General features: G+C 67.3%; 13 protein-coding genes and 1 tRNA gene. 9 read left to right on the top strand and 5 right to left on the bottom strand.

Translation table 11 applies throughout. The features are described from left to right. Positions 1 to 29: 29 nt before the first annotated feature. A complete protein-coding gene (locus FHS79_RS16355) occupies positions 30 to 302 on the top strand; it encodes a hypothetical protein (RefSeq protein WP_184202551.1) in 273 nt (90 codons plus the stop codon). On the opposite strand, the gene grpE is transcribed toward FHS79_RS16355, so the two are convergent. After that, positions 277 to 807, bottom strand: coding sequence for a nucleotide exchange factor GrpE (gene grpE, locus FHS79_RS16360; protein WP_184202553.1), 531 nt, complete (start codon positions 805 to 807; stop codon positions 277 to 279). The genes FHS79_RS16355 and grpE overlap by 26 nt on opposite strands. Continuing rightward, positions 804 to 1,853: a heat-inducible transcriptional repressor HrcA gene (gene hrcA / locus FHS79_RS16365; protein ID WP_184202555.1), complete on the bottom strand. Its 1,050-nt coding sequence runs from the start codon at positions 1,851 to 1,853 to the stop codon at positions 804 to 806. Before hrcA ends, grpE begins: the two co-directional genes overlap by 4 nt. Before the next feature lie 125 nt (positions 1,854 to 1,978). Between hrcA and rph the strand changes: the two genes are divergently transcribed. From rph to FHS79_RS16385, 4 genes are all read left to right on the top strand, one after another. Next, positions 1,979 to 2,698 carry a ribonuclease PH gene (gene rph, locus FHS79_RS16370; protein WP_184202557.1) on the top strand — a complete coding sequence of 240 codons (720 nt, stop codon included), beginning with the start codon at positions 1,979 to 1,981 and terminating at the stop codon, positions 2,696 to 2,698. Then, a complete protein-coding gene (gene rdgB / locus FHS79_RS16375) occupies positions 2,698 to 3,327 on the top strand; it encodes an RdgB/HAM1 family non-canonical purine NTP pyrophosphatase (RefSeq protein ID WP_184202574.1) in 630 nt (209 codons plus the stop codon). The genes rph and rdgB overlap by 1 nt, the downstream gene beginning before the upstream one ends. Continuing rightward, the gene (gene hemW / locus FHS79_RS16380; protein ID WP_184202559.1) at positions 3,324 to 4,463 is read left to right on the top strand and encodes a radical SAM family heme chaperone HemW; all 1,140 of its coding nucleotides are present in this window, start codon (positions 3,324 to 3,326) and stop codon (positions 4,461 to 4,463) included. Before rdgB ends, hemW begins: the two co-directional genes overlap by 4 nt. An 85-nt stretch (positions 4,464 to 4,548) precedes the next feature. Continuing rightward, the gene (locus tag FHS79_RS16385) at positions 4,549 to 6,246 is read left to right on the top strand and encodes a cation:proton antiporter (RefSeq protein ID WP_184202561.1); all 1,698 of its coding nucleotides are present in this window, start codon (positions 4,549 to 4,551) and stop codon (positions 6,244 to 6,246) included. Between the two features lie 17 nt (positions 6,247 to 6,263). Here the strand turns inward: FHS79_RS16385 and FHS79_RS16390 are convergent, their stop codons facing one another. Beyond that, on the bottom strand, positions 6,264 to 7,655 hold the full coding sequence (locus tag FHS79_RS16390; protein ID WP_243452959.1) for a mechanosensitive ion channel family protein: 1,392 nt from the start codon (positions 7,653 to 7,655) through the stop codon (positions 6,264 to 6,266). Between the two features lie 174 nt (positions 7,656 to 7,829). After that, positions 7,830 to 8,645 (bottom strand): class I SAM-dependent methyltransferase, encoded by an 816-nt coding sequence (locus FHS79_RS16395; protein ID WP_184202563.1) that lies wholly within the window; start codon positions 8,643 to 8,645, stop codon positions 7,830 to 7,832. Positions 8,646 to 8,698: 53 nt separating this feature from the next. Between FHS79_RS16395 and FHS79_RS16400 the strand changes: the two genes are divergently transcribed. The 4 genes from FHS79_RS16400 to FHS79_RS16415 all read left to right on the top strand — a co-directional run bounded on the left by FHS79_RS16400 (position 8,699) and on the right by FHS79_RS16415 (position 10,772). Then, positions 8,699 to 9,424, top strand: coding sequence for a ComF family protein (locus FHS79_RS16400; RefSeq protein WP_341534474.1), 726 nt, complete (start codon positions 8,699 to 8,701; stop codon positions 9,422 to 9,424). Positions 9,425 to 9,514: 90 nt separating this feature from the next. Then, positions 9,515 to 9,769, top strand: a complete 255-nt coding sequence (grxC, locus tag FHS79_RS16405; RefSeq protein ID WP_184202565.1) for a glutaredoxin 3 — start codon at positions 9,515 to 9,517, stop codon at positions 9,767 to 9,769. After that, positions 9,769 to 10,593 (top strand): carbon-nitrogen hydrolase family protein, encoded by an 825-nt coding sequence (locus FHS79_RS16410; RefSeq protein WP_184202567.1) that lies wholly within the window; start codon positions 9,769 to 9,771, stop codon positions 10,591 to 10,593. Before grxC ends, FHS79_RS16410 begins: the two co-directional genes overlap by 1 nt. A gap of 102 nt (positions 10,594 to 10,695) precedes the next feature. Beyond that, a tRNA-Arg gene (locus tag FHS79_RS16415) sits at positions 10,696 to 10,772 on the top strand. Positions 10,773 to 11,346: 574 nt separating this feature from the next. Here FHS79_RS16415 and FHS79_RS16420 read toward each other — a convergent pair. Continuing rightward, a partial coding sequence (locus FHS79_RS16420) for a transposase (RefSeq protein WP_184202569.1) occupies positions 11,347 to 11,556 on the bottom strand: 210 nt, incomplete at its 5' end.

An 11,556-nucleotide genomic window follows, 5' to 3' on the forward strand; every position in this document is an offset into this window, starting at 1 on the left:
ATACGCCACAGCAAACGGGAGCCGACGACATGAGCGCAATGGGAAGAATGGTAACGGCGCTGGCGACACGCGCAGTGGCGCGGTCGGTCGGCGGCGTCTCGGCGGGCCCGGTCGGCATGGCGATCGGCGTGGCGCTGCCCACCATCGTCCGCACCCTCGGCCCCGCCGGCATGATCGGGCTGGTTGTCGGCGGCTGGGCAGTCAAGAAGGTCGTCGAGAAGCGGGACCGCGCCGCTGCCGACCGGCTGATGCCGGTGGCGCCTGCCCGCCCAACCCTTACTCCGCCGCCTTCGCCACGCTGACGAGCGCCGGCCGCAACAGCCGGTCCTTGATCGTCCAGCCGGCCTGCAGCGTGTTCACCACCGTGCCCGGCTCGGCGTCGGCCGTCGGCACTTCGAGCATCGCCTGGTGGCGATTGGGGTCGAGCTTCGCCCCGTCCGATTCGATCTTCGTGATGCCGTGCCGCCCGAAGATGGCGATCAGCTCGCGCTCGGTCGCCTCGATGCCACCCTGCACGCCTTCGATGCCGGCGGTCGGCAGCGCATCGAGCGCACGCCGCAGATTGTCCGAAACCGCCAGCAGATCGCGCGCGAAGCCGGTCATCGCATAGGCGGCCGTATCGGCCTTTTCGCGCTCCAGCCGGCGGCGGGTATTCTCCAGCTCGGCCGCCGCGCGCATCGCCTTGTCCTTGAGCGCGGCAATCTCCTCGTCGCGCGCCAGCAGTTCGGCAGCAAAATCCACCTCGGGCGTTTCGGGCGCGCCGTCCTCATTTTCGATCTCGGTTTCGGGCGTTTCGGTGTTGGTCATGCGACAAGCCTGCTCAATGTTTTTGCGGTGTAATCCACCATGGGGATGACGCGCGCGTAGTTCAACCTTGTCGGGCCGATGACGCCCACAACGCCGATCACCCGGCCGCCCGCCCCGCGATAGGGGGCGGCGATCACCGACGACCCGCTCAGCGAGAAAAGCTGGCTTTCGGCGCCGATGAAAATCCGCGTCGCATCGCCCTCGCGCGCCAGGTCGAGCAGCCGCACCAGATCTTCCTTGTCCTCCAGCTCGCCCAGCAGCTGGCGAATGCGTTCGGGGTCCACCGAAGGCTCGACCAGCCGCGCCTGGCCACGCACGATCAGCACCGGCCGCTGCGCACCATCGGCGGACCAAACCGCAAGCCCCGCTTCCACCGCCTCCGCGGTCATCGCATCGAGGGTCGCGCGGCTGGCGCTGATCTCGGCCGCCACCCGCGACCGCGCATCGGAGAGCGTGTGCCCGCCCAGATGCTGGTTGATATACTGCGCGGCGGCTTCGAGCGCCGTCGGCGGCAACCCCTCGGGCAAGGTGACGACGCGGTTTTCCACGCTGCCATCGGCGCCGACCAGAATCGCCATGGCACGACGCGGCCCGAGTGGCACGAAACTCAGCTGGCGGATGACAGGATCGGTGCGCGGCACCAGCACCAGCCCGGCACATTGCGACAGGCCCGAGAGCATCGCGGTCGTCTGTCCCAGCACATCCTCGATCGCACTCCCCGAATCGAGCCCGCGCTGCAGGCTGGTGTCGATCGCACTTCGCTCCGCCTGCGAAGGCTCGGCCGCCTGCATCATCCCGTCGACAAACATCCGCAGCCCGATTTCGGTCGGCAGCCGTCCCGCCGACGTATGGGGTGCGGCAAGCAGCCCCAGCTCCTCGAGATCCTGCATCACATTGCGAATCGACGCGGCGGACAGGCCCAGCCCGGTCCCGCGCGAAAGCGTGCGGCTGCCCACCGGCGCCCCGGTGGCAAGATAACTGTCGACGATCTGCCGGAACACCTCGCGCGCGCGGTCGGTGAGTTCGGCCACGGTGGGGGAAAGCATGACGAACAGACTAGGCGCTTCCGGCTGTTTTGTCACGGCCCCTGATGGCCGCGATGATACAGCCTTGATGACAGGACGCGCGCCGCCCGCTACCGGCATGCCCACACAACAAAGGACAAGACCCCATGCGCCCATCAGGCCGCGCCCCCGATCAGATGCGTGACATCGAGATGATCCCCGGCTTTTCCGCCCACGCCGAAGGCTCGTGCCTCGTCAAGTTCGGCGGCACCCATGTTCTCGTCACCGCCAGCGTCGAGGAGCGGCTGCCGCCCTGGCTGCGCGGCCAGGGCAAGGGCTGGGTGACGGCGGAGTATGGCATGCTGCCCCGCGCCACCCACACCCGCGGCAGCCGCGAAGCCGCCAAGGGCAAGCAGAGCGGCCGCACCCAGGAAATCCAGCGCCTGATCGGCCGTAGCTTGCGCGCCGTCACCGATCTCGTGGCGCTGGGTGAGCGTCAGATCACCCTCGATTGCGACGTGATCCAGGCCGATGGCGGCACCCGGACCGCCAGCATCTCGGGCGCCTGGGTAGCGCTGCGCCTCGCCCTCGACGGCATCCACGCAAAAACGCCCTTCGCCACCGATCCGCTGGCGCTGCAGGTCGCGGCCATCTCGTGCGGCGTCTACCAGGGCAATCCGGTGCTCGACCTTGATTACATCGAGGATTCGGGCGCCGACACCGATGCCAATTTCGTCCTTACCGGCGATGGCGGCATGGTCGAGCTGCAGGCAACTGCAGAAGGCGCGCCCTATGACGAGGAGACCCTTCTCCGCATGCTCCGCCTCGCCCGCATCGGCTGCGGCGAGGTCTTCAAGGCGCAGCTGAAAGCCGTCGGGCGCGGATGATGCCCCCGGAAAGCTTTCGGCGCCTCATCCCCGGCCGGCTGGTGCTGGCCACGCACAATCCCGGCAAGGTCATCGAGCTCGCCGAGCTCGTCGGCCCGCTCGGCCTCGATGTCGTGTCGGCAGGGACGCTCGGCCTTCCCGAACCCGAGGAGACCGGGGACACCTTCAAGGCCAATGCCGAGCTGAAGGCGCTCGCCGCCGCCACCGCCAGCGGCCTGCCCGCACTCGCCGATGATTCGGGCCTTTGCGTCGATGCGCTCGGCGGAGCGCCTGGCATCTACTCCGCCCGCTGGGCAGGCCCGGGCAAAGACTTTTCGGTCGCGATGGCGCGCGTGGAGGAATCACTTGGGCAGGAAGGCAGCCGTGCCGCGCACTTCGTCTGCGCCCTCAGCCTCGCCTGGCCCGATGGCCATTGCCAGACGGTGGAAGGCCGCGTCGATGGCCGGCTGGTCTGGCCGCCGCGCGGCGAGAACGGCTTCGGCTATGATCCGATGTTCGTGATGGAAGGCCAGAACCAGACCTATGGCGAGATGCAGCGCCACCAGAAGGAAGCCGACAACCACCGCGCCCGCGCCTTCCGGCTCCTCGCTGCCATGCTGCCCAGCTCAACGTCTTCGGGCCGCCCATGAAGCAAAGTCTGGCGCTCTACGTCCATTGGCCGTTCTGCGTCACCAAATGCCCTTATTGCGACTTCAACAGCCATGTCCGCGCCACCGTCGACGATTCCGCCTGGCGCGATGCCTTGCTCGCCGAGCTGGCCTATGAAGCTGCCCTGCTCCCCGGCCACCGGCTGACGAGCATCTTCTTCGGCGGCGGCACGCCGTCGCTGATGCCGCCCGCCACCGTCGCCGCCATCATCGAAGCCGCCACGTCGCACTGGCCGTCCGACCCCGATCTCGAAATCACCCTCGAAGCCAACCCCTCCTCGGTCGAGGCCGGCCGCTTCGCCGGCTTCGCCGCCGCCGGCGTCAACCGCCTGTCGCTCGGGCTGCAATCCCTCGACGATGCCGCCCTCAAGCTGCTCGGCCGCCCGCACGATGTGGCACAGGGGCTGGCAGCGCTCGATGTGGCGCAGAAGCAATTCGCCCGCGTCAGCTTCGACCTGATCTACGACCGCCCGGGCATGACGCTCGAAGCCTGGGATGCCGAGCTGGCCCGCGCGCTCGCCTTCGACACCAGCCATATCTCGCTCTACCAGCTCACCATCGAGCCCGGCACCCGCTTCGCCGCCCTCCACGCCCGCGGCCAGCTGGTGCTCCCCGAGCCCGAGCTCTCCGCCGATCTCTTCGCCCTCACCCGGGCACGCGCCGCCGCCGCCGGGCTGCTCGCCTATGAAGTCTCCAACCTCGCTCGCCCGGGAGCGGAGGCGCGCCACAACATCCAGTACTGGACCTATGGCGAATACATCGGCATCGGCCCCGGCGCGCACGGCCGCCGCCTCGGCCGCGCCAGCGAGCGCGCCAAAAAGCCCGAAGCCTGGCGCACAGGCGTCGAGGCGCACGGCCATGGCCTGCTCACCGACACCCCGCTCACCGCCCAGGAGCGCGCCACCGAAGCGCTGGTGATGGGCCTGCGACTCGCCGCCGGCATCGACCGCAGCCATTTCCAGGCCCGCACCGGCATGGCCCTTGCCGATGCCCTCGACGCGCGCAAGGTGGCGGGGCTTGTCGCCGCCGGCCTTCTCGAAGACGATCTCCCCGGCATCCGCCTCACCCCCGCCGGCCAGCCGCTTGTCGATGCCGTGCTCCGCGAGGTCGCCCGCTAGAGAGGCTGCCACTTTCCCGAAACACGCTCCAAGGCAACCTATCGACGGCGAGCCGGTTTGACCGGTGCACCGAGACAGGAAACCAATGGCCGAACTCATCACGCACTCGTTGTTCTCGGAAATCGCGGCGTTGCTCATCCTGGCGGGTGTGGTCGGCATGATAGGCCACCTCCTCAAGCAGCCGCTTGTCGTGAGCTATATCGTCGTCGGCATCCTGGCCGGGCCAGCCGTGCTCGGAGTCGCCCAGTCCGAAGGCCCGCTCGAACTGCTGTCCGATCTCGGGATCGCCATCCTGCTGTTCCTGGTCGGGCTGAAAATGGACTATCGCCTCATCCGCTCGCTCGGCTTCGTGTCGCTCACCACCGGGCTCGGGCAGGTGCTGTTCACATCGGTGTTCGGCTTTCTCATCGCGCTGGCACTCGGCTTCGATACCATCCCCAGCCTGTTCATTGCCGTGGCCCTCACCTTTTCGAGCACGATCATCATCGTCAAGCTGCTCACCGACAAGCGCGAACTCGATTCGCTCCACGGCCGCGTCGCGCTCGGTTTCCTCATCGTGCAGGATATCGTCGTGGTGCTGGCAATGGTGGTGCTCTCGACCGTCGGCATCGGGTCCACTGCCGAGGAGGAAGGCACCTCGATCACCGGCGCGCTCACCGCTGTTGCCGTCATGGGCGGAATCGTCTTCCTCATCGTCCGCTACGCGGCCACCCCCCTCACCCGGCGGCTGGCGGAAAGCCAGGAGCTGCTCATCCTGTTCTCGATCGGCCTTGCCGCCGTGTTCGCCGCGGTGGGCGAGTATCTCGGGCTCGGCCTCGAGCTCGGCGGTCTCTTTGCCGGCGTCGCACTCGCCTCCACGCCGTTCCGCGATTCGATCGGCTCGCGCCTCGCACCGCTGCGCGATTTCCTGCTGCTGTTCTTCTTCATCGTGCTGGGCGCCCAGCTGGACCTTGCCATCCTGGGCCAGAATATTCCGGCAGCCATGGTGCTTTCGGCGTTCGTCCTCATCGGCAATCCGCTCATCGTGCTGATCATCATGGGGCTGATGGGCTATCGCAAGCGCACCGCCTTTCTGGCCGGCCTCACCGTCGCCCAGATCAGCGAATTCTCGCTCATCTTCATCGGCCTCGGCCTCACTCTCGGCCAGGTGACCGAAGCCGAGCTGAGCCTGGTGACGCTCGTCGGCCTGATCACCATTGCGGTCTCCACCTACATGATCACCTATTCGCACAAGCTGTTCGATCTGTTCGGCCCCTATCTCGATTTCTTCGAGCGCAAGAAGCCCGAGCGCGAGGAAGAGGACGAGCAGAAAGCGCGCAAGGAGCCACCGGCGGTGATCCTCTTCGGGCTGTCACGCCTCGGCGGCGCCCTCGCCCACCGCCTGCTGGAAGCGAAGGTGCCTGCGCTCGCCATCGATTATGATCCAACCCTTGTCGAACAATGGCAGGAGCGCGGGCTCGATGCCGTCTATGGCGACGCGTCAGACCCTGAGCATCTGGCCGAACTGCCGCTCGAATCCGCACGGCTGATCATCTCGACGATCAGCCATCACGGCGTGGACATCACCGCCATCGATTCACGCCTCACCCTCATCCGCACGCTCAAGGCCGAAAAGTTCGAGGGCAAGCTTGCCGTCACCGTCTACCAGCACGAAGACATGGAGCACATCAGGACTGCCGGCGCCGACTTCATCCTCGAACCGTTCGAGGACGCCGCCGACACCACCATGGAGCTCATCCAGGAACAGATTGCCGGCCTTGAAGGAAAATCGACCGACAGCTGACCTGAGCAGCCCGGGCGTCATTCGATCGGTCGGCGGGTATCGAGCAGGTCGGGCTCACGCGCCTCGTCGCGCTCATCGGTCACCAGCTTCTCCACCGCGCAATCCGGCTCGATCTCGTCGCTGGCGGGGGTCGGCGGAGCGGAGGCCTGCGACTTGGGCCTGCCCTGCGGCCTGGCGCGCGCCGCAGCAAGCGCGAGCCGGGATGCATCGCCCGGCGCATCGACGCGGATCCGGTAGATCGGCTCCGGCAACTCGAAGCCGGACTGTTCGAGCGCCTGTTTCGCCGCCTGGATCGCGAGGCTCCGCCCCTTGCCGAAGTCGGTCTCGCGCTGGTCGATCCAGGCAAAGAAACGCAGGATGATGTTCGAATCGCCGACCATCTCGATGACGGCATGGCTGCGTGGAGTGTCCAGCACATTGGGCAGCGCGCGGATCGCCGCCAGCCCCACCTGCATTGCCCGCAGCGGATCATCTGCGGCATCGATGCCCAAGTCGAAGGCAAACCGCCGCTGCGGATTGCGCGAATAGTTGAGGATGATCGCCTTGAACACCGTCGCGTTGGGAATGCGCAGATGGTTGCCATCGAGCGTCATCAGGATCGTCGCCCGCGACGTCAGCCGGATGACCCGGCCCTCGCTCTCCCCGATCAGCACATGGTCGTTCGCACGAAATGGCTGGCGCAGGCTCAGCATCAGGCTCGACACGAAATTGTCCACCGTGTCGCGCACCGCAAAGCCCAGCGCGATGCCGATCACCCCGGCACTGCCGAGCACCAGCCCCAGAAGGGCGGTGGCACCCAATATCTGCAGCGCAACGATCAGCCCGGCGATGATCGCCACGATCCGCACAGTGCTGGCAAACAGCTCTGCCAGAAAGGCATTGGGCGCCAGCCAGCGCCACAGCCGCCCCTGTGCTGCCAGCAGATAGCCCAGACCGCCGATCAGCAGCCCGATGAGCAGTGCAACGCCGAACAGCGGAACGGCGCGCGCCATGCGACGCAGGTCATCGACAAATTTCTCGAGCACCGGCGAGAGATTGCTGTCCACCTCGAAGGTGCGGTCGATGGCATTCTCCACCGTCACCACCCCGGCAAACCGGGCCGCAATCGCCTCTGCCCGCTCCCGATCGGCCTGGCTGGTCACCGTGCCGGTCAGCGTCACCACGCCGGACTGCACGCGAATGCCCACACCGTGCAGGCCTTCGATCTCGCCGAAGATGTTCGCCATGCGCTGTGCCGTGTTGCGATCATTGCCCGCCTCCTCGGCCGCCGTCTCCCTCGCTTCAAGCGGTGATTCCACGACCGGTGCAGGCGGCGCAATCGTCGGCAAGCCGTCGGTCGGTTGCGCCACCACCGGCGCCGCCAGGACCATCGCCAAGGCCATTCGCCGCAAGATACTGATAAGGAACATGTTTTTCTATCCACTGCCGCGCCGTGCGCGCCTTCACCAAACAGGCTGTCCTACACGGGTGTTCCCCGGCATTCTGCTCCCATGCGTCCGCTCCGCCCAGCCACTCGGCTCAGCCCGGCCCCGAAAGCCGGCAAAAAACCCTCGTTGCTGTCAACTTCGTCTGCTTCGAGCTTTCTAGAGCGCCCGTCCGATCGCCTGCGAAAGCGCGCTCTCGAGGCCCGGCGGCGTGCCCGGCGCCCAGCCGGCCAGATGGATGAGATCGACCGTCACCGCCACCTTGCCGTCGTCCGCCGCACGATCGGCAAAGCGCAGCACAGCCTCGGCCAGCACATCGCGCCGCAGCGGCGAGCGGGCGGCGAGCGGCGAGCGCGCACCCATCGCGGTCAGGTCGGCGAGCAGCCCCGGCAGCCCGGCATAGCGCACCTGCACCCGCTCGCTGTCCGCCACCGGCATCACGAAGCCGGCGCGGCCGAGGAGCCCGGCTGCGGCCTGCGCCTCCACCATCGGCGCCAGCCGCGGCGCCACCCGGTCGGTCAACGCCGCTTCGGCCCGGATCAGGTCCTCGCGCAATTCCCCCAGCGTCAGCCCGCCGGCAATGCACGCGATGAACAGGCCATCGGGCGCCAGCACCCGCCGCGCCTGCAGCAGCGCACCCGGCAGATCGGAAACCGACGCCAGCCCGGCGATGCTCACCACCAGGTCGAAGCTGGCATCGGCAAAGGGCAGCCGGTCTTCGTCCGCCACCAGTACTACACCGTCGCCCGGCGCCAGCGCCACCCGCACCGCACCTGGCCAGGCGGATGCGGGTCCCCCCAGATCGAGCACCCGCGCAAATGGCCGGCCAAGCGCCATTACCCGCGCCGCCACTTCCTCCACCATAGCGGCGTGCAGAAACCCGGCATCGGCAAAGCCGGCCTGTGCCTGGCTGTGCAGTTTCCGCCGGCGCTGGCGGCTGAAGGGCTCGGCGGCAAGCTGGGCGGGAGGACGCATCAGCCTCTCGCTAGGCCAGCCCGGCGCTCGCGCAAAGCCGGAAACTGAGTGCTGTGGCAATCCCCGCTCTCCTCGCCCCGGTCTTCGATCTCATCCTGCCGCCGCGCTGCCCGGCGTGCGGGGTGATCGTCGATGGCGATGGCCGCTTCTGCGTGCCGTGCTGGTCGGGCCTCGATTTCCTCGGCCCACCCCAGTGCGACCAGTGCGGCGATCCGTTCAGCCATGATCGCGGCGCCGGCGCCCTGTGCGGCGCCTGCCTCGCCGCGCCGCCGCCATGGCGTCACGCCCGCGCTGCGCTGCGCTATGAAGGCGCTGCCCGCGCCGCCCTGCTGCGCTTCAAGCTGGCAGACCGCGAGCATCTGGCAGCAATGATGGTGCCCCACATGCTGCGCGCCGGTGGCGGCCTGCTCGCCCCCGGCGTGCTGCTGGTGCCGGTGCCGCTGCACCGCTGGCGGCTGTGGCGGCGCGGCTTCAACCAGGCGGCGCTGCTGGCGCGCGGACTGGCCGGCGCGAGCGGCGCATCCCTTGCCATCGATGGCCTCGAGCGCGTGCGTGCCACGCGGCCCAGCGTCGGGCTCGGGGTGGAGGCACGTGCTCGGAACGTGCGCGGCGCCTTCCGGGTTCGCGACAAGGCGCTCATCGCCGGGCGCCCGGTGGTGCTCGTCGATGATGTGCTCACCAGCGGCGCCACCGCATCGGCCTGTGCCCGAACGCTGCTGCGCGGCGGCGCTGCAACCGTCGATGTCTTGACCTTTGCCCGCGTCGTGCGCGAAGTGTGAAGGGTATGCGCGGGGGAACAGCCCGCAGTTGTGGTCGTTTGAGCGTATGACGTCGCTTGACGACACCTTTTTTCCGTATCGGAGTCATTGATGCCCAAGATCGAGATTTTCACCAAGCAGCTCTGCCCCTATTGCACCCGCGCCAAGTCGCTCCTCAGCCGCAAGGGCGCAAACTTCGAAGAGATCGACATCACCATGGGTGGCCCGCGCCGCGCCGAGATGATCGAGCGCTCGGGTGGCCGCACGACCGTGCCGCAGGTGTTCATCGACGGCGCCCACATCGGCGGCAGCGATGATCTGGCCGGGCTCGATCGCCGCGGCGGACTGGACCCTCTGCTCGCCTGATGCGCATCGGCCTTCTCCAGACCACGACCGGAATCGACCCCGCCGCCGAGGCGGTGGCGCTTGCCGGGCAGGTGGGCGCCGCAGCGGCGCTGGGCGTCGAGATGCTGTTCACCCCCGAGATGAGCGGCCTCCTCGATCGGGACCGGGCGCGCGCCGCCAGCCAGGTCCGCGCCGAGGCCGATGATCCGGTGCTGGCAGCGGTGCGCGAAGCAGCCGGCCGCCATGGCATCTGGGTCCAGCTCGGCAGCCTGGCGCTGCAGGGGGCGGGCGAGAAGTTCGTCAATCGCGGCTTCCTCATCGGTCCCGAAGGCGAGGTCGCGGCCCGCTATGCCAAGATCCATCTCTTCGATGTCAGTCTGGGAAGCGAAAGCTGGCGCGAATCAGCCGCCTATCAGGCCGGGGAGGAAGCGGTGGTCGCCGCCACCCCCTGGGGCGCGCTGGGGATGACCATCTGCTATGATCTTCGCTTTCCCGCGCTGCACCGCGCCCTTGCCGAAGCCGGTGCGGCCATGCTCGCCGTGCCCGCCGCCTTCACCCGCCCCACCGGCGAAGCACATTGGCACGTGCTGCTGCGAGCTCGCGCCATCGAGACCGGCAGCTTCGTCATCGCCGCCGCCCAGTCCGGCACCCATGCCGATGGCCGCGCCACCTATGGCCACAGCCTCGTCGTGTCCCCCTGGGGCGAGGTGTTGCTCGACATGGGCGAGGCCCCGGGGCTCGGCGTGCTCGACATCGACCTGGCAGACGTCGCAACGGCCCGCAGCAAGATCCCCGCCCTCCAGCACGCCCGCCCCTTTCGGCCACCGACCGGCTCGGACGGATAGGATTGCCATCATCCTTTCAGCTGTCGGCCGCCGCCGATCGAGCAGTCCTCCGCAAATTATCGCTTGAATCCTCTCCGCGCCCATGGCCTTTGATTCCCGGCCGCACCCGTAGCTCAGCAGGACAGAGCAACGGTTTCCTAAACCGCAGGTCGCAGGTTCGAATCCTGCCGGGTGCACCAATCTTTTCAGTGACTAACGAGACTTCGGGTGGCAGTTGAGCCTGCCCGATTTAAGCTCGTCATGTCCGCGAGTTAGCCCCCAGCCAAGCATCACCTGCGCTGGCGAGAGACGATTCCGCCCGCCCAACACGGCCGAAATTCGCAGGCAATCTCTACACCTCAAAAAAGCAGTCGGCAGATGCGATGCACATAAGATGCAGATTTGATGGTCCATCGTTCAAATCTCTTTTCGAGCACCAATCTTTTCAATCGGTTAGAGCTCACAGGGCAACCGATCGGACCGTCCGGTTTAGTCATGTGAGGTCCGCGGCTTGTTTAGGGGCCCAGCATCCCTTGCTATGACAAGAGACGATTCTGCGCGGCCGTTATCGCGTTTAACGGGCGCCATTCTCACCAAGGCCAAAACGCAGTCGGGAGATGTGATGCTGATTTGATGCGGTGGTAGCGGTAGCCAGCGCTGCGGCTGGAACGGCGGCGGGTTAATTGAACCCCAAGAGTGCCCGCTGGATCGTGTCCCACAGCGTGGTGTAGGTTTGCGGTCTCGCCGCTTTGATCTCCGGCTTGGCCGGGTTGATCATGCTGCCATGGATGACAGCGTGACGGTGGGATCATCGCTCATTTGCGACACACTTTCCAGTGTCATGTAGCGAGCGCGCTGGACGGCCCATTCGTCGTTCTGTTCGAGCAGTATGGCGCCGACGAGGCGGGTGATGGCGTCCTCGTTGGGAAAGATGCCGACGACATTGGTTCGCCGCTTGATCTCGCCGTTGAGGCGCTCGATCGG

The sequence above is a fragment of the Polymorphobacter multimanifer genome, assembly GCF_014205635.1.
GTDB lineage: Bacteria > Pseudomonadota > Alphaproteobacteria > Sphingomonadales > Sphingomonadaceae > Sandarakinorhabdus > Sandarakinorhabdus multimanifer.